At 69.1% G+C, this 23591-nt stretch carries 20 protein-coding genes; 9 read left to right on the top strand and 11 right to left on the bottom strand.

What is annotated here, in order from left to right:
• Together aspT (A9976_RS30445) and A9976_RS30440 are read left to right on the top strand one after the other, a co-directional pair.
• Positions 1-1334, top strand: a 1334-nt coding sequence (gene aspT / locus A9976_RS30445; RefSeq protein ID WP_183022059.1) for an aspartate-alanine antiporter, incomplete at its 5' end; no start/stop codon positions are given.
• A gap of 54 nt (positions 1335-1388) precedes the next feature.
• Positions 1389-2984 (top strand): bifunctional aspartate transaminase/aspartate 4-decarboxylase, encoded by a 1596-nt coding sequence (locus tag A9976_RS30440; RefSeq protein ID WP_183022058.1) that lies wholly within the window; start codon positions 1389-1391, stop codon positions 2982-2984.
• 24 nt (positions 2985-3008) lie between these two features.
• Here the strand turns inward: A9976_RS30440 and A9976_RS30435 are convergent, their stop codons facing one another.
• Positions 3009-3947, bottom strand: a complete 939-nt coding sequence (locus A9976_RS30435) for a DMT family transporter (protein WP_183022057.1) — start codon at positions 3945-3947, stop codon at positions 3009-3011.
• A gap of 87 nt (positions 3948-4034) precedes the next feature.
• Between A9976_RS30435 and aspT (A9976_RS30425) the strand changes: the two genes are divergently transcribed.
• Positions 4035-5867: an aspartate-alanine antiporter gene (gene aspT / locus A9976_RS30425; RefSeq protein WP_220808964.1), complete on the top strand. Its 1833-nt coding sequence runs from the start codon at positions 4035-4037 to the stop codon at positions 5865-5867.
• A gap of 54 nt (positions 5868-5921) precedes the next feature.
• Positions 5922-7517 carry a bifunctional aspartate transaminase/aspartate 4-decarboxylase gene (locus tag A9976_RS30420; protein WP_183022058.1) on the top strand — a complete coding sequence of 532 codons (1596 nt, stop codon included), beginning with the start codon at positions 5922-5924 and terminating at the stop codon, positions 7515-7517.
• 24 nt (positions 7518-7541) lie between these two features.
• Here A9976_RS30420 and A9976_RS30415 read toward each other — a convergent pair whose 3' ends face one another.
• Positions 7542-8480, bottom strand: a complete 939-nt coding sequence (locus tag A9976_RS30415) for a DMT family transporter (protein ID WP_183022057.1) — start codon at positions 8478-8480, stop codon at positions 7542-7544.
• 75 nt (positions 8481-8555) lie between these two features.
• Here A9976_RS30415 and A9976_RS30410 point away from each other — a divergent pair, with 75 nt between their 5' ends.
• Positions 8556-9443 carry a LysR family transcriptional regulator gene (locus A9976_RS30410; protein ID WP_183022056.1) on the top strand — a complete coding sequence of 296 codons (888 nt, stop codon included), beginning with the start codon at positions 8556-8558 and terminating at the stop codon, positions 9441-9443.
• On the opposite strand, the gene A9976_RS30405 is transcribed toward A9976_RS30410, so the two are convergent.
• The 5 genes from A9976_RS30405 to A9976_RS30385 all read right to left on the bottom strand — a co-directional run bounded on the left by A9976_RS30405 (position 9440) and on the right by A9976_RS30385 (position 16262).
• On the bottom strand, positions 9440-10012 hold the full coding sequence (locus A9976_RS30405) for a hypothetical protein (RefSeq protein ID WP_183022055.1): 573 nt from the start codon (positions 10010-10012) through the stop codon (positions 9440-9442). The genes A9976_RS30410 and A9976_RS30405 overlap by 4 nt on opposite strands.
• A gap of 54 nt (positions 10013-10066) precedes the next feature.
• A complete protein-coding gene (locus A9976_RS30400) occupies positions 10067-11335 on the bottom strand; it encodes a TolC family protein (protein ID WP_183022054.1) in 1269 nt (422 codons plus the stop codon).
• A 113-nt stretch (positions 11336-11448) separates the two neighbouring features.
• On the bottom strand, positions 11449-14565 hold the full coding sequence (locus A9976_RS30395; protein WP_183022053.1) for an efflux RND transporter permease subunit: 3117 nt from the start codon (positions 14563-14565) through the stop codon (positions 11449-11451).
• Positions 14565-15716 carry an efflux RND transporter periplasmic adaptor subunit gene (locus A9976_RS30390; protein ID WP_183022052.1) on the bottom strand — a complete coding sequence of 384 codons (1152 nt, stop codon included), beginning with the start codon at positions 15714-15716 and terminating at the stop codon, positions 14565-14567. The genes A9976_RS30395 and A9976_RS30390 overlap by 1 nt, the downstream gene beginning before the upstream one ends.
• 102 nt (positions 15717-15818) lie before the next feature.
• Entirely contained in the window at positions 15819-16262 is a 444-nt protein-coding gene (locus A9976_RS30385) for a hypothetical protein (protein ID WP_232245782.1), read from the bottom strand.
• Positions 16263-16468: 206 nt separating this feature from the next.
• On the opposite strand from A9976_RS30385, the gene A9976_RS30380 reads away from it, so the two are divergent.
• The 3 genes from A9976_RS30380 to A9976_RS30370 all read left to right on the top strand — a co-directional run bounded on the left by A9976_RS30380 (position 16469) and on the right by A9976_RS30370 (position 18649).
• Positions 16469-17362, top strand: coding sequence for a nitroreductase (locus tag A9976_RS30380; protein WP_183022051.1), 894 nt, complete (start codon positions 16469-16471; stop codon positions 17360-17362).
• A 129-nt stretch (positions 17363-17491) separates the two neighbouring features.
• Entirely contained in the window at positions 17492-18403 is a 912-nt protein-coding gene (locus tag A9976_RS30375) for a bestrophin family protein (RefSeq protein WP_183022050.1), read from the top strand.
• Positions 18404-18439: 36 nt separating this feature from the next.
• Complete coding sequence (locus A9976_RS30370; RefSeq protein WP_013802290.1) at positions 18440-18649, top strand: DUF4287 domain-containing protein; 210 nt, start codon at positions 18440-18442, stop codon at positions 18647-18649.
• A 17-nt stretch (positions 18650-18666) separates the two neighbouring features.
• Here the strand turns inward: A9976_RS30370 and A9976_RS30365 are convergent, their stop codons facing one another.
• The 3 genes from A9976_RS30365 to A9976_RS30355 are packed head-to-tail and all read right to left on the bottom strand — an operon-like array spanning position 18667 to position 21641.
• Positions 18667-19647 carry an alpha/beta hydrolase gene (locus tag A9976_RS30365; protein WP_183022049.1) on the bottom strand — a complete coding sequence of 327 codons (981 nt, stop codon included), beginning with the start codon at positions 19645-19647 and terminating at the stop codon, positions 18667-18669.
• Between the two features lie 2 nt (positions 19648-19649).
• Positions 19650-20546, bottom strand: coding sequence for an alpha/beta fold hydrolase (locus A9976_RS30360; protein WP_183022048.1), 897 nt, complete (start codon positions 20544-20546; stop codon positions 19650-19652).
• Between the two features lie 39 nt (positions 20547-20585).
• Positions 20586-21641 (bottom strand): sugar phosphate isomerase/epimerase, encoded by a 1056-nt coding sequence (locus tag A9976_RS30355; RefSeq protein ID WP_183022047.1) that lies wholly within the window; start codon positions 21639-21641, stop codon positions 20586-20588.
• Between the two features lie 142 nt (positions 21642-21783).
• On the opposite strand from A9976_RS30355, the gene A9976_RS30350 reads away from it, so the two are divergent.
• Positions 21784-22398: a TetR/AcrR family transcriptional regulator gene (locus A9976_RS30350; RefSeq protein WP_183022046.1), complete on the top strand. Its 615-nt coding sequence runs from the start codon at positions 21784-21786 to the stop codon at positions 22396-22398.
• A 4-nt stretch (positions 22399-22402) separates the two neighbouring features.
• On the opposite strand, the gene A9976_RS30345 is transcribed toward A9976_RS30350, so the two are convergent.
• Positions 22403-23518 carry an acyl-CoA dehydrogenase family protein gene (locus A9976_RS30345; RefSeq protein WP_183022045.1) on the bottom strand — a complete coding sequence of 372 codons (1116 nt, stop codon included), beginning with the start codon at positions 23516-23518 and terminating at the stop codon, positions 22403-22405.
• Positions 23519-23591: the final 73 nt, after the last annotated feature.

Below are 23591 nucleotides of genomic sequence, written 5' to 3'. Positions count from 1 at the left end.
CGGCGGGGCTGGCGGCGGGCGGGCTGACGCAGTCGGCCATCATCGGCACGGCGGGCTCGGCCATCGAGAAGCTGGGGCTGGCGCCCGACGAGGTGCAGCGCATGCAGGCCAATGTGGCCATCGGCTATGCGGTGACCTATATCTTCGGCTCCTTCGGCGCCATCATCATGTGCGTGAACGTGCTGCAGTGGCTGACGGGCCGCAAGATCCGCGAGGACGCGATCCAGGCCGAGCAGGAGTTGCTCAAGGGCGTGCGCGTGTACGGAACCGGCGAGTCACCGGCCGTGCCGGATCTGGTGGGCCGCATTTTCCGCGTGGGACAGGCAGGCCGCACCGTGGCGGAGCTGGAGGCCAGCGCCACCGCCAACGGCGGCACGGTGACGGTGGAACGCATACAGCGCAGGAACGCGCTGGTGGGCGTGGACGGCAGCCTGGCGCTGGAGGCCGGCGACATCATCTTGCTGGTGGGCCGGCGCGCGGCCGTGGTGGCGCTGGGCGCCTCGGTGGGCGAGGAGCTGCAGGGCGCCGAGGGCATGGACGTGGTGATGGTGCGGCGCGACGTGGCCATCTCCAACAACCAGTACCTGAACCGCAGCGTGAAGGACATCCTGGACAGCCTGTCGCAGGAGTTCAAGCACGGTGTGTACGCAGTGGCGCTGATGCGCGCGGGCACGCCGGTGCCGATTGCGCCGGCCACCATGGTCATGCCGGGCGATGTGGTGACGCTGTTCGGCACGCCGCAGGATGTGCAAAAGGCTGCGCAGTCGGTGGGCCCCATCATCGTGCCCAGCGACAAGACGGACTTTGTCTTCCACGGCCTGGGCATCACGGTGGGCCTGCTGATCGGGCTGCTGGTGCTGCGCCTGGGCTCCATTCCCATCACGCTGGGCAGCGGCGGCGGGGCCCTGCTGGCCGGCCTGCTGTTCGGCTGGTGGCGCAGCCGCAAGCACACCTTCGGCAACATGCCCACGGCCGCTTCCACGCTGCTGCGCGACCTGGGCCTGGCCGGCTTCGTGGCCATGGTGGGCCTGCAGTCCGGCCAGCAGGCCGTGACCACGGTGATGCAGCAGGGCCTGACGCTGTTCCTGCTGGGCGTGGTGGTGACCATCGTGCCGCTGCTGATCGCCATGCTGTTCGGCAAGTACGTGCTGCGCTATGACAACGTGGCCGTGTTCGCGGGCTCGCTGTCGGGGGCGCGCAGCGCCAACCCGGCGTTTGGCGAGATTCTGGACAAGGCCGGCAACTCGATTCCCACGGCACCGTTTGCGATCACCTATGCGCTGGCCAATGTGTTCCTCACATTGCTGGGGCCGCTGGTCATCGCCTTTGCCTGATCACCCCTGACCGATCCCCAAGGACCACCAAGGACCATCACAAGGAGCTGCGCAATGAGCAAGGATTATCGGAGTCTGGCGAATTTGAGCCCGTTCGAACTCAAGGACGAGCTGATCAAGGTGGCCTCGGGCAAGGCCAACCGCCTCATGCTCAATGCGGGGCGCGGCAATCCCAACTTCCTGGCGACCACGCCGCGCCGGGCGTTCTTCCGGCTGGGGCTGTTCGCGGCGGCGGAGTCGGAGCTGTCGTACTCCTACATGACGGTGGGCGTGGGCGGGCTGGCCAAGCTCGACGGCATCGAGGGCCGCTTCGAGCGCTTCATCGCCGAGCACCGCGACCAGGAGGGCGTGAAATTCCTGGGCAAGTCGCTGAGCTATGTGCGCGACCAGCTGGGGCTGGACCCCGCCGCCTTCCTGCACGAGATGGTGGACGGCATCCTGGGCTGCAACTACCCCGTGCCGCCGCGCATGCTCACCGTGAGCGAGCAGATCGTGCGCCAGTACATCGTCCGCGAGATGGCAGGCGGCGCAGTGCCGCCCGAGTCGGTGGACCTGTTCGCGGTCGAGGGCGGCACGGCGGCCATGGCCTATATCTTCGAGAGCCTGCGCATCAGCGGCCTGCTCAAGGCCGGCGACAAGGTCGCCATCGGCATGCCGGTGTTCACGCCGTATATCGAGATTCCCGAACTGGCCCAGTACGACCTCAATGAAGTGCCCATCCACGCCGACCCCGACAACGGCTGGCAGTACTCCGACGCCGAGCTGGACAAGCTCAAGGACCCGGACGTCAAGATCTTCTTTTGCGTGAACCCCAGCAACCCGCCGTCCGTGAAGATGGACCAGCGCAGCCTGGACCGCGTGCGCGCCATCGTGGCCGAGCAGCGGCCCGACTTGCTGATCCTGACCGACGATGTCTACGGCACCTTTGCCGATGAATTCCAGTCCCTGTTCTCGGTCTGCCCCCAGAACACGCTGCTGGTGTATTCGTTCTCCAAGTATTTCGGGGCCACGGGCTGGCGCCTGGGCGTGATCGCGGCGCACAAGGACAACGTGTTCGACCATGCGCTGGCGCAGTTGCCCGAGTCCGCCAAGAAGGCGCTGGACCACCGCTACCGCTCGCTGCTACCCGATGTGCGCTCGCTCAAGTTCATCGACCGCCTGGTGGCCGACAGCCGCGTGGTGGCGCTGAACCACACGGCCGGCCTGTCCACGCCGCAGCAGGTGCAGATGGTGCTGTTCTCGCTGTTCGCGCTCATGGATGAAGCCGACGCCTACAAGCAGGCGCTCAAGCAACTGATCCGCCGCCGCGAGGCCACGCTGTACCGCGAGCTGGGCATGCCCCCGCTGGAAAATCCCAACTCGGTCAACTACTACACGCTGATCGACCTGCAGACCGTGACCTGCCGGCTCTACGGCGAAGCCTTCTCGCAATGGGCCGTGCAGCAGTCCTCCACGGGCGACATGCTGTTCCGCGTGGCGGACGAGACCGGCATCGTGCTGCTGCCTGGCCGGGGCTTCGGCTCCGACCGCCCCTCGGGCCGCGCCTCGCTGGCCAACCTCAACGAGTACGAGTACGCCGCCATAGGCCGCGCCCTGCGTCGGCTGGCCGACGAGCTGTACGAGCAGTACAAGGCGCTGGGCAAGCAGTAGGCCCTGCGCCAGGGCCCGCACGGCTCATCGCAGCTGTCGGGCCTTGACCACCAGCAGCGCCCCGGCCATCAGGCCCACGCCGGCCAGTTGCACGGCACCCAGCGCGCGCCCGTAGACGGTCCAGTCCAGCACGATGGCCGTCAGCGGATAGACGTACTGCAGCACGGCGATGCGGCCCAGCGTGAGGCGGGCCATGCCCGCAAAGAGAATGGCGTAGGCCAGGCCGGTGTGCAGTACGCCCAGACCGGCCAGCCAGGCCCAGGACGACGGCGCCTGCGGCCAGCCATGAACCAGCGGCACCCACAGCAGCAGCACGGTGCCGACCGCGCATTGCCACCAGGCCAGCGCGAACGGCGTGACCACTTTCTCGGTCTTGGCCAGGATGGTCACGGCCGCATAGCACAGCGAGCCGGCCAGGCACATGAGCAGCCCGGACACATGGTCCGGTCCCCAGGCCGTCGCATAGCCACCCAGCAGCCCCGTGGTCAACACCAGTCCCAGCAACGCCGCCAGCACGGCCGCCACCTGCCGTGGCGCCATGGCCTCGCGCAGCACCAGGGTGCCGAACAGCATGATCCACACCGGCTGGATGTGGAACACGATGGTGGCCACGCCAATGGAGGTGCGCGGTATGGCGGCAAAGAACAGGGCCCAGTTCATCACCATGAGGACGCCGGTGGCCACCACCACTGGCCAACTCCTGCCGCGCACGCGCAACTCCCCCATGCGGCCCGTGGCCAGGCCCCAGGCCAGCAGCGCCAGCGCGCCGAAGGCGCAGCGAAACAGCACGGTGACCAACGGGTGCTGGCGGGCTTCTTCCACAAATATGCCGACGGTGCCCAGCAGCACGCCGCCCGCGATCATCAGCCACTGGCCGCGTGTCTCCTGCGCTGTGGGAGCGGCTTGTGCGGGCGTGGCGGAGGCTACGGATGCGGCCTGTAAGGAATGGGTTCTGTCTTGCATGGCCGCGATCGTCTCGTGGCAGGAAATTCTCGTAAAGCAAATAGTTTGCAGGTTTAGTATTCGATATTCGAATCCATGGAGCGTGCCGTGAACCACCCCGACCTGCAGATCGACTGGCTGCGCGCCCTGGTGACCGTGGTGGATGCGGGCTCGCTCTCGGCTGCCGCGCCGCTGCTGCACCGATCACAGGCCGCCGTGAGCATGCAGATCAAGAAGCTGGAGACCGCCCTGGGCCAACCCGTGTTGCTGCGCGGCCCGCGCCATCTGCAGCTCACGCCCGCAGGCGCGGAGCTGCTGGGCTATGCGCGGCGCATGCTGGAGCTGCAGGCCCAGGCGCAGGCGGCCCTGTTCGGCCCCGACCTGTCCGGGCGCGTGCGGCTGGGCGTGCCGGACGACTACGCATCCACCTATCTGACGCCCGTGCTGCGCAGCTTTGCAGGCCGCTACCAGGGCGTGGAGATCGAGCTGACCTGCGAGCAGTCCACCGCACTCATCCCGCAGGTGGTGCGCGGCACGCTGGACCTGGCCCTGGTCTCACGCGACAGGCCCCAGCGCGGGCGCCTGCTGTTCCACGAGCCCCTGGTCTGGGTGGGGCTGGCGGCGGGCGGGCTGACGCAGTCGGCCATCATCGGCACGGCGGGCTCGGCCATCGAGAAGCTGGGGCTGGCGCCCGACGAGGTGCAGCGCATGCAGGCCAATGTGGCCATCGGCTATGCGGTGACCTATATCTTCGGCTCCTTCGGCGCCATCATCATGTGCGTGAACGTGCTGCAGTGGCTGACGGGCCGCAAGATCCGCGAGGACGCGATCCAGGCCGAGCAGGAGTTGCTCAAGGGCGTGCGCGTGTACGGAACCGGCGAGTCACCGGCCGTGCCGGATCTGGTGGGCCGCATTTTCCGCGTGGGACAGGCAGGCCGCACCGTGGCGGAGCTGGAGGCCAGCGCCACCGCCAACGGCGGCACGGTGACGGTGGAACGCATACAGCGCAGGAACGCGCTGGTGGGCGTGGACGGCAGCCTGGCGCTGGAGGCCGGCGACATCATCTTGCTGGTGGGCCGGCGCGCGGCCGTGGTGGCGCTGGGCGCCTCGGTGGGCGAGGAGCTGCAGGGCGCCGAGGGCATGGACGTGGTGATGGTGCGGCGCGACGTGGCCATCTCCAACAACCAGTACCTGAACCGCAGCGTGAAGGACATCCTGGACAGCCTGTCGCAGGAGTTCAAGCACGGTGTGTACGCAGTGGCGCTGATGCGCGCGGGCACGCCGGTGCCGATTGCGCCGGCCACCATGGTCATGCCGGGCGATGTGGTGACGCTGTTCGGCACGCCGCAGGATGTGCAAAAGGCTGCGCAGTCGGTGGGCCCCATCATCGTGCCCAGCGACAAGACGGACTTTGTCTTCCACGGCCTGGGCATCACGGTGGGCCTGCTGATCGGGCTGCTGGTGCTGCGCCTGGGCTCCATTCCCATCACGCTGGGCAGCGGCGGCGGGGCCCTGCTGGCCGGCCTGCTGTTCGGCTGGTGGCGCAGCCGCAAGCACACCTTCGGCAACATGCCCACGGCCGCTTCCACGCTGCTGCGCGACCTGGGCCTGGCCGGCTTCGTGGCCATGGTGGGCCTGCAGTCCGGCCAGCAGGCCGTGACCACGGTGATGCAGCAGGGCCTGACGCTGTTCCTGCTGGGCGTGGTGGTGACCATCGTGCCGCTGCTGATCGCCATGCTGTTCGGCAAGTACGTGCTGCGCTATGACAACGTGGCCGTGTTCGCGGGCTCGCTGTCGGGGGCGCGCAGCGCCAACCCGGCGTTTGGCGAGATTCTGGACAAGGCCGGCAACTCGATTCCCACGGCACCGTTTGCGATCACCTATGCGCTGGCCAATGTGTTCCTCACATTGCTGGGGCCGCTGGTCATCGCCTTTGCCTGATCACCCCTGACCGATCCCCAAGGACCACCAAGGACCATCACAAGGAGCTGCGCAATGAGCAAGGATTATCGGAGTCTGGCGAATTTGAGCCCGTTCGAACTCAAGGACGAGCTGATCAAGGTGGCCTCGGGCAAGGCCAACCGCCTCATGCTCAATGCGGGGCGCGGCAATCCCAACTTCCTGGCGACCACGCCGCGCCGGGCGTTCTTCCGGCTGGGGCTGTTCGCGGCGGCGGAGTCGGAGCTGTCGTACTCCTACATGACGGTGGGCGTGGGCGGGCTGGCCAAGCTCGACGGCATCGAGGGCCGCTTCGAGCGCTTCATCGCCGAGCACCGCGACCAGGAGGGCGTGAAATTCCTGGGCAAGTCGCTGAGCTATGTGCGCGACCAGCTGGGGCTGGACCCCGCCGCCTTCCTGCACGAGATGGTGGACGGCATCCTGGGCTGCAACTACCCCGTGCCGCCGCGCATGCTCACCGTGAGCGAGCAGATCGTGCGCCAGTACATCGTCCGCGAGATGGCAGGCGGCGCAGTGCCGCCCGAGTCGGTGGACCTGTTCGCGGTCGAGGGCGGCACGGCGGCCATGGCCTATATCTTCGAGAGCCTGCGCATCAGCGGCCTGCTCAAGGCCGGCGACAAGGTCGCCATCGGCATGCCGGTGTTCACGCCGTATATCGAGATTCCCGAACTGGCCCAGTACGACCTCAATGAAGTGCCCATCCACGCCGACCCCGACAACGGCTGGCAGTACTCCGACGCCGAGCTGGACAAGCTCAAGGACCCGGACGTCAAGATCTTCTTTTGCGTGAACCCCAGCAACCCGCCGTCCGTGAAGATGGACCAGCGCAGCCTGGACCGCGTGCGCGCCATCGTGGCCGAGCAGCGGCCCGACTTGCTGATCCTGACCGACGATGTCTACGGCACCTTTGCCGATGAATTCCAGTCCCTGTTCTCGGTCTGCCCCCAGAACACGCTGCTGGTGTATTCGTTCTCCAAGTATTTCGGGGCCACGGGCTGGCGCCTGGGCGTGATCGCGGCGCACAAGGACAACGTGTTCGACCATGCGCTGGCGCAGTTGCCCGAGTCCGCCAAGAAGGCGCTGGACCACCGCTACCGCTCGCTGCTACCCGATGTGCGCTCGCTCAAGTTCATCGACCGCCTGGTGGCCGACAGCCGCGTGGTGGCGCTGAACCACACGGCCGGCCTGTCCACGCCGCAGCAGGTGCAGATGGTGCTGTTCTCGCTGTTCGCGCTCATGGATGAAGCCGACGCCTACAAGCAGGCGCTCAAGCAACTGATCCGCCGCCGCGAGGCCACGCTGTACCGCGAGCTGGGCATGCCCCCGCTGGAAAATCCCAACTCGGTCAACTACTACACGCTGATCGACCTGCAGACCGTGACCTGCCGGCTCTACGGCGAAGCCTTCTCGCAATGGGCCGTGCAGCAGTCCTCCACGGGCGACATGCTGTTCCGCGTGGCGGACGAGACCGGCATCGTGCTGCTGCCTGGCCGGGGCTTCGGCTCCGACCGCCCCTCGGGCCGCGCCTCGCTGGCCAACCTCAACGAGTACGAGTACGCCGCCATAGGCCGCGCCCTGCGTCGGCTGGCCGACGAGCTGTACGAGCAGTACAAGGCGCTGGGCAAGCAGTAGGCCCTGCGCCAGGGCCCGCACGGCTCATCGCAGCTGTCGGGCCTTGACCACCAGCAGCGCCCCGGCCATCAGGCCCACGCCGGCCAGTTGCACGGCACCCAGCGCGCGCCCGTAGACGGTCCAGTCCAGCACGATGGCCGTCAGCGGATAGACGTACTGCAGCACGGCGATGCGGCCCAGCGTGAGGCGGGCCATGCCCGCAAAGAGAATGGCGTAGGCCAGGCCGGTGTGCAGTACGCCCAGACCGGCCAGCCAGGCCCAGGACGACGGCGCCTGCGGCCAGCCATGAACCAGCGGCACCCACAGCAGCAGCACGGTGCCGACCGCGCATTGCCACCAGGCCAGCGCGAACGGCGTGACCACTTTCTCGGTCTTGGCCAGGATGGTCACGGCCGCATAGCACAGCGAGCCGGCCAGGCACATGAGCAGCCCGGACACATGGTCCGGTCCCCAGGCCGTCGCATAGCCACCCAGCAGCCCCGTGGTCAACACCAGTCCCAGCAACGCCGCCAGCACGGCCGCCACCTGCCGTGGCGCCATGGCCTCGCGCAGCACCAGGGTGCCGAACAGCATGATCCACACCGGCTGGATGTGGAACACGATGGTGGCCACGCCAATGGAGGTGCGCGGTATGGCGGCAAAGAACAGGGCCCAGTTCATCACCATGAGGACGCCGGTGGCCACCACCACTGGCCAACTCCTGCCGCGCACGCGCAACTCCCCCATGCGGCCCGTGGCCAGGCCCCAGGCCAGCAGCGCCAGCGCGCCGAAGGCGCAGCGAAACAGCACGGTGACCAACGGGTGCTGGCGGGCTTCTTCCACAAATATGCCGACGGTGCCCAGCAGCACGCCGCCCGCGATCATCAGCCACTGGCCGCGTGTCTCCTGCGCTGTGGGAGCGGCTTGTGCGGGCGTGGCGGAGGCTACGGATGCGGCCTGTAAGGAATGGGTTCTGTCTTGCATGGCCGCGATCGTCTCGTGGCAGGAAATTCTCGTAAAGCAAATAGTTTGCAGGTTTAGTATTCGATATTCGAATCCATGGAGCGTGCCGTGAACCACCCCGACCTGCAGATCGACTGGCTGCGCGCCCTGGTGACCGTGGTGGATGCGGGCTCGCTCTCGGCTGCCGCGCCGCTGCTGCACCGATCACAGGCCGCCGTGAGCATGCAGATCAAGAAGCTGGAGACCGCCCTGGGCCAACCCGTGTTGCTGCGCGGCCCGCGCCATCTGCAGCTCACGCCCGCAGGCGCGGAGCTGCTGGGCTATGCGCGGCGCATGCTGGAGCTGCAGGCCCAGGCGCAGGCGGCCCTGTTCGGCCCCGACCTGTCCGGGCGCGTGCGGCTGGGCGTGCCGGACGACTACGCATCCACCTATCTGACGCCCGTGCTGCGCAGCTTTGCAGGCCGCTACCAGGGCGTGGAGATCGAGCTGACCTGCGAGCAGTCCACCGCACTCATCCCGCAGGTGGTGCGCGGCACGCTGGACCTGGCCCTGGTCTCACGCGACAGGCCCCAGCGCGGGCGCCTGCTGTTCCACGAGCCCCTGGTCTGGGTGGGCGCGCCGCAGCACGAGGTGTGGAGGAAGAATCCCCTGCCGATTGCCGTCTACGAGGCCGCCAGCCTGGCGCGCACGGCGGCGCTGTCCAGCCTGGCGGCCCAGCGGCGCGCGCACCGCGTGGTCTATCACAGCTCCAGCCTTGCCGGCCAGCTGGCCGCCGTGGAAAGCGGCCTGGCCGTGGCCGTGTTCACGCGCTGCAGCGTGCCCTCGCACCTGCAGGTGCTGCAGAACCTGCCGGCCGGCTTCGAACTTCCGCCGCTGGTGTCCATGGAAGTTTCGGCCCTGCGCAGCAAGGCCTCGCAAGGCTCGGCGGCCGTGGATGCCATGTACGAGCAGTTGATTGCGACGCTGGGTGGTGGTCGACCCTAGAGCGGCGCAGTCCACAACCCCGCGTCGCCAGCCCGGGCATGCCATGCATGGAATCTGGCTCTGTAGCCTTGCCAGGGCTCGGCGAGCACGGGGCGCGGGTCCTCGCTGAGGTCGTAGGCCATGCCTTCGGTCCACCATGCGGGCCGCAGCAGCATGCGGACGATGCCGAGTTGCTCGCTCTGCACCTGGTGGATGAGTTCATGGCGGAGGTAGTAGGCGGTCCAGGCCCTGGGGCCTATGACCGTGCCCAGACCCGCCAGATTAATGGCAGAGCGCGCGCCCAGCCCGAAGCTGTCCGCACAGGCCTGGGTGGCGCAGAACACCACCCGGGGCCGGTGCGGCGCAGTGCCCAGGCGCGCCGCCAGGAATCCATGGGCCTCCTCCACCATGGCGCTGGCCTGCTCCAGTCGCGAGACATCGTCCACGCAGATCCGATCCGCCGTACAGGACACGCCGGCCAGCCCGGGAGCCATCACGCGCACTGGTTTGACCAGACACCAGGCCAGGGCTGGCACCACCACCGTGACGAGAACAAGCAGACGTTTGAGGGGAGGGATCCTGGGTCTCATGGATTGGCTGGGGTTGGGTCGCTGTACACGGATTGTCGAGGGCTGCAGCCGCACTCAGTCATCAAAATCCCACAGCTCATGCAGATCCAGCCGCAGGCGGCTGTCGCCTTCCAGCGCCTCGCTGCGGGCCAGGCGTTCGGCCAGCAGCGCTTCGGCCAGGGTGCGGCGCACGGCCAGCAGTTCGGTCAGGCCCGATTCGCCGGCGCGGTAGGCGCGCAGTGCGCGGTCGGCGGCGCCCTGCTGCAGCGTGGCGGCGCGGGCCTGGGCCTGGGCAGCGGCACGCTTGCCGGCCAGCAGGCTCCAGAGCACGTCGAACTCCGCGCCCAGGCGGCGCTCGGCCGCCAGGCGGCGGGACAGCGCGGCGTCGGCATCGGCCAGGGCCTGGTCGGCCTGGGCCTGGCGGTGCACCGAGCCCAGGGGCACGGACAGGCTGACGCCCGCAATGCGCTCGCTGCCCCCTCGCTCACTGGTGGCGAACACGCCCACGGTAGGGTCGGGCCGGCGCTCCAGATCGGCACGGCGGGCCTGGCGCAGTGCCAGGGTTTCCTCGGCCTGGGCCAGCAGGTATTCGTGGCTGTGCTCTATGTAGCGCAGGCGCAGCTGGGCCGGTGGCTGCGGTGGCAGATCGGGCAGCGGTGGCAGATCCAGCAGCGGTGGCGCAGCCTCCCCCTCCTTCGTCCGCGCAGCCTCCAGGCCCGGAAAACGCGCCTGCAGGTCGGCCTGGGCCGCCTGGTACGCGGCCTGGGCCGTTGCCAGCGCGGCCTGCATGCGCGCGTGCTCGGCGGCGGCCAGTTCGGCGTCCAGCCTGGCCGCATCGCCTGCGCGCAGCCGGCGTTCGGTGACGCGGGCCAGTTCGGCGGCAGCGTCGGCATTGTCCCGGGCGGTCTGCTGCGCCTGGCCTGCGCGCTGTGCGGCAAACCACAGCGCCAGCAACTGGCGTGCTGCTTCGTGCCGCACATCCTGGGCAGCCACGCGCGATGCGGCCTGGGTCGCTTCGGCAAGCTGCGCATCGGACTCGGCCTTGCCACCCAGGCGCAGGGGGCGCTCGATGGCGATCTGCCCCTCGGTAAAGCGCTGGCCCGAGCCGTCGTGCACCCAGCGGCGCTGGCCGCTGGCGCGCACCACGGTTTCATGCGGGCCGGCGCGCAGGGCCTGGGCGCGCGCCGCAGCGCCGCGTTGCGCGGCGTCGGCCGCCTGCACGGCAGGAGAGCGGGCCACGGCATCGCGCACGGCGGCCTCGGGCGGCAGATGGCTTTGGGCCTGGGCCTGGACAGCGCAGGCACACAGCAAGGCAGCGGCCCAGGCATGCAGCAGGGGTTTCATGGGCATGTTCCTGAAAGAGAGTCCGGCAAGGCCTTGCGCCCTGCAGTGGAGGGAGGAGGTGTGGGTGTGGGTGTGGGTGCGGGTGGTGCAGGTGATTTGGGCGCGGATGGCGTTCATGGCCGGGCCTCCCTCTGGCGCCGCGGCAGGCCGAAGCGTTCGAACAGCAAAGGCAGCAGAAGCAGGGTCAGCGCCGTGGAACTGACCAGCCCGCCCGCCACCACGATGGCCAGCGGCCGCTGGATCTCCGAGCCCGGCCCGCTGGCCAGCAGCAACGGCACCATGCCCAGCGCGGTGATGCAGGCCGTCATCAGCACGGGCCGCAGCCGGTCGCGCACGCCGTGCCGCACCACCTGGGACAGGGGCTGGCCCGCAGCCAGCAGGTTGTTGAAGTGCGATACCAGGACCACGCCGTTGAGCACCGCAATGCCCAGCAGCGCGATGAAGCCCACCGAGGCAGGCACCGACAGGTACTCGCCCGCCGCACTCAGCGCCGCCATGCCGCCCACCAGCGCGAACGGGATGTTGGCAATGACCAGCAGCGCCTGCCTGGGCGAGCGGAAGGTCAGCACCAGCAGCACGAAGATGGCGCCCAGCGCCAGCGGCACCACCAGCGCCAGCCGCGCGGCGGCGCGCTGCTGGTTCTCGAACTGGCCGCCCCAGACGATGCGCATGTCCTTGAGGCCGGCATCACCGGCGACGGCCGCCTGGGCATCGCGCACAAAGCTGGCCAGGTCGCGCCCTTCGACGTTGACCTGCACCACGGCGAAGCGTGCGCCGTTTTCGTGGTCCACGCGCACGGGGCCGTCGCGGGCCGCCAGCGTGGCCAGGGAGGTCAATGGCCAGTTGCTGCCGTCCGCCGCCGTCACCAGCAGCCCGGCCAGGCCTTCGGGCGACTGGCGCAGCGCCGCCCCGCCGCGCAGGATGAGCGGCGTGCGCGCCACGCCTTCGGGCACGATGCCAATGCGCTCGCCTTCCACCAGGGCGCGCAGTTGCGCCTGCAGGCCATCGCCACTGAGCCCGGACTGGCCCAGCGCCGCGCGGTTGAGCGCCACCTGCAGGTATTGCACGCCGCTGTTGCTGGGCGCGATGACTTCGGAGGCCCCGGCCACCGCGCGCATGCGCGCGGCCACGGCCTGGGCGGCAGTGTCCAGCCGCGCCAGGTCGGGATCGAAGATCTTGATGGCCACGTCGCCACGCGTGCCGGTCAGCATTTCGGAGACGCGCATTTCTATGGGCTGGGTGAAGCCGTAGATGAGCCCCGGAAAGCCCTGCATGACGTGGCGTATGGCCTCGGCGATGTCTTCCTTGCTGCCGCGCCACTCGTCGCGCGGGCGCAGCACCAGGAAGGTATCGGTCTCATTCAGGCCCATCGGGTCCAGGCCCAGATCGTCGGAGCCCGTGCGCGCGACGATGGAGCGGATCTCGGGCACCTGCTCCAGCAGCGCGCGCTGCACGCGCCCGTCCATGTCCAGCGAAGCGGCCAGCGAGATGGAGGGCGTCTTTTGCAGCTGCACGATCATGTCGCCCTCATCCATGGTGGGCATGAAGGTCTTGCCCACGGACAGGTAGAGCACGGCCGCCCCGGCCAGCGATGCCCCGGCAATGCCGAAGACCGCAGGCCGGTGGGCCAGGCTCCAGCGCTGCATGCGCTCGAAGCCCCGGGCCACGCGCCGCATCAGCCAGGGTTCATCGCCACCATGCGAGCGCAGCAGCAGCGAGGCCAGCGCAGGCACCACGGTGAAGGCGATGAGCACCGAGGCCCCCAGCGCCAGCACGATGGTCAGTGCCACGGGCGCGAACAGCTTGCCCTCCAGCCCCTGCAGCGTGAGCAGCGGCAGGAACACGATGGCGATGATGGACACGCCGGCCAGCATGGGCACGGAGACCGCCGAGACCGCCTGGCGGATCAGCACGGCCCGGTACTGCGGCGGGGAGCTGCCCGCCGTTTCGATGGCCGTTGCGCCCGCAGACTCATTCGCCAGCGCGGTCTCTATGTTCTCCACCACCACCACCGCAGCATCCACCAGCATGCCCAGGGCGATGGCCAGGCCGCCCAGGCTCATCAGGTTGGCCGTCAGGCCCGCATGGCGCATCAGCAGGAAGGTGGCCAGCATGGACAGCGGCAGCGTGGCCGCCACCACCAGGGCCGCCCGCAGCCCGCCCAGGAACAGGTAGAGCGTGACCAGCACCAGCACGCTGGCCTCGACCAGGGCGCGCACCACGGTGCCCGCCGCGCGCGAGACCAGGTCGCCCCGGTTGTAGAAGACCTGGGTGCTCATGCCCTGGGGCAGCCGGGGAGCCAGTTCGTCCAGCCGCGCCTGCACGGCGTCCACCAGACTGCGCGCATCCACCCCGCGCAGTCCCAGCACCAGGCCCTGCACGGCTTCGCCACGTCCGTCGCGGCTGACGGCGCCGTTGCGCGTGGCTTCGCCCAGGCGCACGGTGGCCACATCGCCCACGGTGGCGGCAACGCGCCCCTCATGGGCGGGCGCCACGACAATGGCGCGCAGGTCGTCCAGCCCGCGCACGCCGCCTTCCACGCGCACCACCCAGTGCTCTTCCCCACGGTCCAGCCGGCCTGCGCCGTCGTTGCGGTTGTTGGCCTCCAGCGCCTGGCGCAGCTGGTCCAGCGTCACGCCGCGCGCCCGCAGCCGGGCGGGGTCGGGGATCACCTCGTAGCCGCGCACCATTCCGCCCAGGGCATTCACGTCGGCCACGCCGGCCACGGTGCGCAGTGCAGGGCGAATCACCCAGTCCAGCACATGGCGGCGCTCGGCCAGAGACCATTGCTCACCGTCGATGGTGAACATGAACATCTCGCCCAGCGGCGTGGTGATGGGGGCAAGCCCGCCTTCGGCCGTGGCGGGCAGCTCGCGCTGCAGGCCGGCCAGCCGCTCGGACACCTGCTGGCGCGCCCAGTACACGTCCGTGCCCTCGCTGAAATCCACGGTCACGTCGCTGATGCCGTACTTGGACACCGAGCGCACCATGGTCTTGTGCGGCAGGCCCAGCAGTTCCTGCTCGACGGGCGTGGAGACGCGCTGCTCCACCTCCTCGGGCGTCATGCCGGGCACCTTCAGGATCACCTTGACCTGGGTGGGCGAGATGTCGGGGAAGGCATCGATGGGCAGGTGCACATAGGCCCAGGCACCGGCCAGGGCCAGCGCGCAGGCGGCCATCAGCACCAGCGCGCGCTGGCGCAGCGAAAAATCGATGAGGCGCGCCAGCATCACTCACCCCCGCCCAGCAGGCCCTTGAGCGCGGCAATGCCCGTCACGGCAATGCGCGCCTTGGGCGGCAGCGTGCCGCGCACCACGGCCGTGGCCTCGTCGCTGGCCTCCACGGACAGCGGCATGAAGCGCGCCCCCTGCCCGGTGGCGACAAAGACGCCGGTGCGGTTGTTCCAATGCGCCAGCGCCGCAGCGGGCACGCGCAGGCGTGCACCGGCAGATCCATCGGAAGGCCCGGCGTCCGCACCGGCCAGGGCCAGCAAGGCGGTCACGCTTTCGCCCACACGCAGGTCGCCGGTGCGTTCCAGCGCAACGCGCACCCGCATGCCGGCCGATCCATCGCCGACCGGTGCCATTCCGGCCACCTTGCCCTGCGCACCGCGCGCCGCCACCTGAACGCGGTCGCCCACGCCGGGCAGCGGCACCTCGCGGCCCAGCAGCAGGTCCAGTTCCAGCGCCTTGGGGTCGGCCACGCGCAGCAGCGGCGCCGAGGCCTCCACGCGGGCACCCGGCACCGCCAGCACTTCGGTCACCAGGCCTGCGCGGGGCGCCACCAGGTGCACCTCGTTGCCCACGAACTGCAGGCCGCTGGCGGCCAGTTCGGCGCGCCGCGCCTGGGCCATGGCCGTGGCCTCAGCGGCGCGCGCCTGCGTGGCCTGCCAGCGGCTGGCGGCGATGATGCCGTCCTCATGCAGCGCCTGGTCGCGCGCCAGGGCCTGGCGTGCCAGGCGCGACTGGGACTCGGCCTCCAGCAGCGCGCGCCGCGCCTCATACAGCTGCGGGCTGGTGAACACCGCCACCGGCTGGCCGGTGCGCACCGTCTGGCCCAGGGCCACGAGCACGCGCGGCACCGCACCCGCATAGGGGGCGGCCACCACGGCCTGGGCATCGGGCCGCAGCACGACGCGCGCGTGGGCCGAGACCTCGATGCGCTGTGCCGCCTGAATGGGTTCGAAACGCACGCCCAGCGCCTGTGCCTGTTCGGCGGACAAGGCAACGGATGTGGGCGTGGATGCGGATACGGATCCGGATGCGGATGCGGATGCGGGCGGGGGATTGGACGGGCTTGCGGGTGCGGCCTGGGCCTGGGCGGCCATGCCGACGGCTGGCAGCGCAAGTGCGCCGGCCAGCAGCCATGGGGAAAACATCATTCCTGACTCCGGGAAAAAAGACGAACGCCGTCCACGCGCAGGCTGTTCGCGGCACGCGGGCGAAGGAGGACGAAGGCGGGCCTGCGGAGCAGGCCGGGGAGGTCAGGAAGCCAGGGGCGGTGCCTGGGCGGGGGAAGGCCGTATCACGCGCCCGCGCCAGCGCGGACTCAGGCGCATGGGCTGCAGCGGCAAGGCGGGCCGGGGCGCAATGCAGCGCATGCGCGCGGCACGCAGGCCCAGGGTGAGCAAGGCCAGGCCGATGACGGCCAGAAAGGGCATGGGCAGCAGGTCCAGCGGCTGTATGGCGTCCTGCACATCGACCTCGAAAGGCTCGACATGGTCTTCATCCACATCGGCAAAGGAGCCGTGGGCCACGAACAGGTGGAAATGCGAGTCGGCCACGCGCGACGGCGCCGCGTGGATGTGCAGGCCGGCCTGGTTCGGAGTGCCGAAATGGCTGTGCAGCAGCGGTATCAGCAGCTGCGCCACCATGATGAGCAGCAGCAAGGCGCTCCGCATGGAGGGGTTCCGGATGGCATGCAACATGGCTTGGGATTGTAGTACCGGGGCTTGCGCAATCGGTTCAATCCCGTATGAAGGCATGGGCGGCAGGCCCGCAAGCCGCACCAGGCCCCGGTTCAAGCTGGGGTGACGGATTTCATTGTATTTTTTCGGATATAACGAAGCCATTCATGGAGCACTCGCCCCCTCGGAGCCCGTCGGAATCCGCAGGGCTGTGCTGGAGAACCGACTTGACGCAAAAATACATCCCCCATCTGCTGGCCCTGGACCACGAGCGCGACTGGGCGCGCGCGGCACAGGCCTGCGGCATCTCCGACAACGAGCTGTTCCTGGCCATACGCTCGGCCGAGGCGGAGTTTGGCCACGCGCTGGTGCGCGCGGGCCGCCCCTTCCAGGGCTTCACGCAGGAGGGCGAACAGGTGCTGGCCTGGGCCCGGCAGTTCGCCCAGGCGGTGGATGCGCTCAAGCACTGCTTTGCCGACACGCGCAAGCGGGCCGGCCTGGCGCCCCTGCTGGCGCGCCGCTCCATCTCACCCAGGCGGCTGGGCCAGCCGGGGCCGGACAGCGGCGACATGGACCTCATGATCGAGGCCGCGCTATGTTCGCCGGATCATGGTGCATTGCATCCCTGGCGCATTCTGGAGTTTCCAGGCCATCAGCGTGCAGCATTGGCTGCTCTGTTCGAGCAGGAAAAACTACGCCGCGACCCGCTGGCCCCCGCCGATGACATCCGTCGCGCCCGCGAGCATGCAACGCGCGCACCGGCGCTGCTGGCCTTCATCGTCTCTCCCAAGCCGCGCTCGCGTGTTCCCGTGCGCGAGCAATGGCTGGCCGCAGGGGCTGCCCTGGGCAACTTCCTCAATGCTGCCCACCAGCTGGGCTTTGGCGCCATCGTGCTCAGCGGCGAGCGCTGCTTTGATCCGGCCATCCACGCCGCACTGGGCCTGGGAGACGGCGAGCACCTGGCCGGCTTCATCAGCCTGGGCCGCATCACCAGCCAGCCATCCCCGCGCGCAACGGTGGCGCCCTCTTCCATGCGCACGGCATGGCAGGCGGAGCAGGCAGCAGGGGTCACGGCACAGGCCCTTCTCCAGCCAGACGGCAACCACGGCAGCGATCTTTGAAGCCGCAGCCAGCGCGCGCCGGGTGGCGCACAGGTGGCGCACTGGCTGCCCAGGGCGGTTAGAGTTGCGGGGCTGCTGCGCCCTCTTGCATCCTCTTGCGCCCTCTTTTCCATCACGGAGCAGGCTTTCATGATCATCCGGCCCCATCCCCACTGGCTGCGCATGCTCTTCGTGCTGCGCGGCTCCGTGCTGCCCGACATCCTGCCCCAGCTGATTGCCGCCACCCTGTTCGCCGTGCTGGTCACGGCATTGCACGGCCAGTTGTTTGCCTGGAAGGTGCCGCTGAACTTCGTGCCGTTTTCGCTGATCGGGCTGACGCTGGCCATCTTCCTGGGCTTTCGCAACAGCACCAGCTACGCGCGCTACTGGGAGGCGCGCACGCTGTGGGGCACCCTGCTCAACGAGACACGCTCCCTGGTGCGCCAGGCCCGGACCTTGGCCGACGCACCGCAGCACGCCCCGGCCCTGGCCATGGTTCTGGCGGCCTTCGTGCATGCGCTGCGCCACCAGTTGCGCGGCACCGATGCCGCAGCCGACATGCGCCGGCTGCTGCCCGCCGCCGACTGCGAACGCTTGGCCACGGCGCGCTTCAAGCCCGCCGTGCTGCTGCTCATGGCCGGCGAATGGCTGCAGGCGCGCCGCCACGACGGCAGCCTGCAGCCCGTGCTGGTGCCGGCCATGGAGGCGCCGCTGTGCAAGCTGGGAGAGGCGCTGGGCGGCTGCGAGCGCATTGCGGGCACGCCGATTCCGTTCACCTACGCGGTGATCATCCACCGCACCATCTACCTGTACTGCCTGCTGCTGCCCTTCGGCCTGGTGGATTCCATCGGCTTCATGACGCCGGTGATCGTGGCCTTCATCGCCTACACCTTCTTCGCGCTGGAGGCTCTGGGCGCCGAGCTGGAGGAGCCCTTCGGCACGGCGCCCAACGACCTGGCGCTGGACGCCATGTCGCAGATGATCGAGGCCACGCTGCGCGAGCTGACCGGCGAGGTGCTGCCGCCTGCGCCGCAGCACAAGGACGTGCTGTTCCTGACCTGACCCATCCGCACTCACCACGCCACGGAAGGAAACACCATGACGGAGACAAGCAAGGTCAAGGGACCGGCCTCGTATTTCCCCTCCATAGAGAAGACCTACGGCCAGCCGATTGCGCACTGGATGGATCTGCTGCAGCAGCAGGACACCCGCAAGCACATGGAACTGGTGGGCTGGCTCAAGGCCCAGCACCAGATGGGCCACGGCCATGCGAATGCGCTGGTGGCCGTGTTCCTGGCACAGGCCTGACCTGCACCCGGCAACCCTCAGCCGATGGCCGTGCCGAAAGCCTGGCGCACGGCGGCACCCGCCTCGTCAAACAGGCGGCGTGATGCGGGAGCCAGCCCCAGCATGTGCATGCAGGCGTGCACCATGCCGGGCAGGCGCACGGACTTCACCGCAACGCCCGCCTGCGCCAGCCGCTGCGCATAGGCTTCGGCCTCGTCGCGCAGCGGGTCGTATTCGCAGCTGATCACCGTGGCTTGGGGCAGGCCTGCCAGGTGTTCCGCGCGCAGCGGAGAGACAAGTTCTTGCCGCCCCGGAGCCGCATCGCCCAGGTACGCGCCATAGCAGTACTCCATGGCCGCACGGGTGAGGTAGTGACCCTCTGCAAACTGGTGGAACGACGGCGAATCCATGGCCGCGTCCAGTGCCGGGTACAGCAGCAGCTGGTGGGCGATGGCCGGTGCGCCCGCCGCTCCCCAGCCCCCCTTGTCCTGCGCCAGCAGGCAGGCGGCGGCCGCGAGATTGCCGCCCGCGCTGTCTCCGGCCACGCCGATTCGACTGCGGTCCAGGCCCAGCGCATCGGCCTGCTCAAAGGTCCAGGCAATGGCATCGCAGAAATCATGCAGCGGCCCGGGAAAGCGGTGCTCGGGCGCCAGCCGGTAGTCCACCGAGACCACGACGGCGCCCGTTGCCGCGGCCAGCGCGCGGCAGGGGTTGTCGTAGACCTCCAGCGAACCCAGGCACCAGCCGCCGCCGTGGGCGAAGACCAGGGCGGGCTGGAGCGTGGGTGTGTCCGAGGCCAGCGGCCGGTAGATGCGCACGCGCAGCGGCGCACCTTCGCGCGCGGGCAGCGTGAAGTCTTCGGTGCGGGCCACGGCCTCGGCCGGGCCATGCAGGGCGCGCAGCCCGGCGTCGGTGGCCTCGCGCAGCGCCGCCAGCGTGGGCGGCGTGGGCGGGGCCACGGCCTGGGTTGCCTGCGCCAGCTCGGCGAGATAGCGCGCAATGTCAGCATCCAGGCCCATGGTCACAGCGTCCTTTGCAGGAAAGGCAGCAGCTCGGCGATGAAGGGCTCGGCGGCTTCCTCCATGATGAAGTGGCCGCAGCCCGGCACGATCACGCCCGACAGGTCATCGGCATGGCCGCGCAGCGTGGCCAGCGGCGCATCGGCCGTGGCGTGCTCGGCGCCAATGGCCAGCACGGGCATGGCCAGCGGGCGCAGCGCACGCTCGCGGTTCTGGCGAATGGTTTCGGGAATGGCGCGGTAGTAGGCAAAGCCGCCGCGCAGGCCACCGGGCGCCGCATAGGCATCGACATAGACGTCGACGGCCACGCGGTCGCGCCGCAGCGACCAGCGGTTGAACATGAATTCCAGGTAGGCACGCTCGCGCCCCGCGATCAGGGTCTCGGGCAGGTCGGCCAGCTGGTTGAACATGAAGTGCCACAGGAAGATGTTCTGCTCGGGCGGCGCAAAGATGCTGGGCTCGGGCGCCAGGCCGGGGATCACGGCCTCGGTCAGCGCCAGGGACTGCACGGCCTGCGGCTGGTCGCTGGCCAGCGCATAGGCCACCCACATGCCCACGTCGTGGCCGGCGACCTGGTAGCGCTCATGGCCCAGCGCCAGCATGGCGCGGTGCAGGGTCAGCGCAATGGAGCCCGTGTCGTAGCCGGTGTCGGGCCGGTCGGAAAAGCCCGTGCCCGGCGGATCGACGGCAATGGCCTGGAAGCCCTGTGCCGCCAGTGCCTGCATCACATGGCGCCAGGCATACCAGGTCTGGGGCCAGCCCGGGATCAGCAGCACGGGCGCGCCCTGCCCGGCCGTGATGCAGTGGATGCGGCGGCCGTCGATGCGCACATAGTCGTGCGAGAACTCGTGGGCCCGGTCTTCCTGCCTGCGCAGGGCGTTCGATGTGAAAGCGTTCATTGTTGGATTCTTTTTGAGGTTCTTTGGCTGCGGGCGTGCTCAGGCGATGCCGAGCATGGCGTTGATCTGGCGCTGGTCCACGGGGGCGCCGGCGAAGTCGTCGAAGATCTTGTCGGTCACGCGGATGATGTGGCGGTTGATGAAGTCCACGCCCTCGCGTGCCCCGTCTTCCTGGTCCTTGAGGCAGCACTCCCATTCCAGCGAGGCCCAGCCCTGGTAGTCGTACTGGGCGAACTTGGAGAAGATGGCCTTGAAGTCCACCTGCCCGTCGCCCAGCGAACGGAAGCGCCCTGCCCGCTCCAGCCACGAGGAATAGCCGCCGTAGATGCCCTGGCGCCCGCTGGGCAGGAACTCCGCATCCTTCACATGGAACATGCGGATGTGCTCGCGGTAGATGTCGATGTAGTCGAGGTAGTCGAGCTGCTGCAGCACGAAATGGCTGGGATCGAACAGGATCTTGCAGCGCGCGTGCTGGCCCACCAGCTCATGGAAGCGCTCGAAGCTGGTGCCGTCGTGCAGGTCTTCGCTGGGGTGGATTTCGTAGCACAGGTTCACGCCCTGCTCGTCGCAGGCGTCGAGGATGGGGCGCCAGCGGCGCGCCAGCTCCTCGAAGGCGGTTTCGATCAGGCCGGCCGGGCGCTGCGGGAACGGGAACAGATAGGGCCAGGCGAACGAGCCCGAGAACGTGCCCATGTCGCTCAGCCCCATGCGGCGCGATGCACTGGCCGACAGCTTGAGCTGCTCCAGCGCCCAGGCCGTGCGTGCGGCCGGATTGCCGCGCAGCGCCTCGGGCGCAAAGCTGTCGCACATGGCGTCGTAGGCCGGATGCACGGCCACGAGCTGGCCGAAGATGTGCGTGGTCAGCTCGCTGGCCACCAGGCCGTGCGAGGCCAGCATGCCGTTGACATCGTCGCAATAGGTCTGGCTGCTGGCGGCCGTGGCCACGTCGAACAGGCGCTGGTCCCAGGCGGGAATCTGCAGGCCCTTGAAGCCTACGCCGGCCGCCCAGCGTGCGATGTCTTCCAGGGAATTGAACGGTGCCTTGTTGTCGGCGAACTGCGCCAGATGAAGGCTTGGGCCCTTGATGGTCTGCATGTGGTTTCCTTGCGTTGAGCTATTGTTTGTTAATCGACAAAGAATGGTATCACGCCAATGCAGCTGCTTTTGCGAAGCCGATGCAAGACAGCATCACGGCGCCGCTAAGATGCCGCCCTGACTGTTGAGAAGGATGAGGAAGATGGCCGGAAGACCCAGGGAATTCGACCGAGACCAGGCGCTGGAGCGCGCCATGCTGGCGTTCTGGCGGCGCGGCTACGAGGGCACGTCCATGGCCGACCTGGTGCAGGCGCTAGGCATTGCGTCGGCACGCATCTATGCGGCCTTCGGCAGCAAGCAGGACCTGTTCCGCGAGGCCGTGCAGCGCTACGAGGCCGGTGATGGCGGCTTTGCCGACCGCGCCATGGCCCAGGAGCCGCGCGTGCGCGACGCCCTGGCCCGCGTGCTGCGCGATGCCGTGGCCACCTATACGGACGATGCCCATCCGCTGGGCTGCATGGTGGTCACCGCCGCCACCAACTGCGCCGAGGAAAACGAGGCAGTCGCCGCCTGGCTGGCCAAACACCGCCGCCAGCGCACGCAGTCCCTGATCGACCGCCTTCAGCGCGCGCTGGATGAAGGCGAGTTGCGCGCCGGCACCGATGTGCAGGCGCTGGGGGATTTCTATGCCACGCAACTGCACGGCATCTCCGTGCAAGCCCGCGATGGCGTGCCGCGCGAACGGCTGCTGGCTGCAGTGCAAGCCGCCTTGCTGCTGCTGGACACGGCGCTGCAGCCCGCAGCCAAGGCGGGCTGAGCCGTCAGGCGCCGTGCTTTTGCAGTTTTTGCAGCTCGGCGCGCAACTGGATCACGCTGGGCGTGACGATGGGGATGAAGGCCGATTCACGCCAGCGGCGGGCAAAGCCATGGTCCGCATCCAGGCTGTAGGCGCGGCCGCCGGCCGTCTGCAGCTCCAGCTGCATGGCCTGCTGCACGCAGTCGTGCAAGGCCAGGCGCAGCGCGAAAAGCCGTTCGGGCGCCTCCACGAAATCGCCGGCCTCTACACCAGCCTTGAGTGCAGCCACCGCCTGCTCCAGGTGGGTGCGGGTATCGTCCAGCGGCTGCTGCAGCACATGCCCGCCCGGCCCCATGCGCGAGGCGGCCTGCGCGCAGGCCGCACGCGCCAGCCCGATGGACAGGCCGCATTGCATGCCCAGGAAGGCCGGCCGCACACGTGGCAGGAATCCGCCGGCGCGCTCGGCCAGCAGATCGTCTTCGGTGATGGCCACGTCCTTCAGTTGCAAGGCGGCGGTATTGGTGCCGCGCAGGGCGATCAACTCCAGATCCGGTGAGCGCTCCAGCCCGGGGCGGTCGGACGGCAGGGCCACGATCATGGGCGGCGCGCCATCGTCGCGTGCCACGGCAATGGCGGCCAGAAAGCGGGGGCCGCGCAGGTTGGTGCACCAGGGCACGCTGCCGTTGAGCAGCCAGCCGCCGCCTTCCCGGGCCGTGGCGCGGATGTTGAGAGCCTCCAGCCCGCTGAGGAATTTCATGATGTTGGACAGCCCCGAGGCACCGGCCGCCTCGCCCGCCAGCAGCGCGGGCAGCCAGCGCTCGCGCAGGGCCGCATTGCCGGTGTTCGCCAGCATCTCGATCAGCACACGCTGGCCCCAGAAGGCAAAGGCGGCGGACATGGAGTGCATGGCCACCTGGGCAATCGCCTCGATGGCATCGCCGGCGCTGCCGCCCTGCCCTCCCAAGACATCAGCCAAGCCGTGGCCCAGCAGCCCGGCCCGGGCCAGGTAGGGCACGACGGCGGCCGTGGCCTCGCCGTCGCCGGCATCCAGGGCCTCGGCACGTGCGTCCAGCCATTGGCGGTCGGCGTCGGTCAGCAGGGGGAAATCGTGCATGGGGCTTGTCATCTTGCGGGTCACCATAAAAAAAGGGACCGCTGTGGGCACAGCGGTCCCTTGCCATCCTAGCGCAGCGCACAGGCTGCGCAGATGACGC

The sequence above is a fragment of the Delftia sp. UME58 genome, from assembly GCF_014170385.1.
Lineage (GTDB): Bacteria > Pseudomonadota > Gammaproteobacteria > Burkholderiales > Burkholderiaceae_C > Comamonas > Comamonas acidovorans.
Note: the sequence above shows the minus strand (reverse complement) of the source record. Positions and strands in the feature narration are given on the sequence as shown.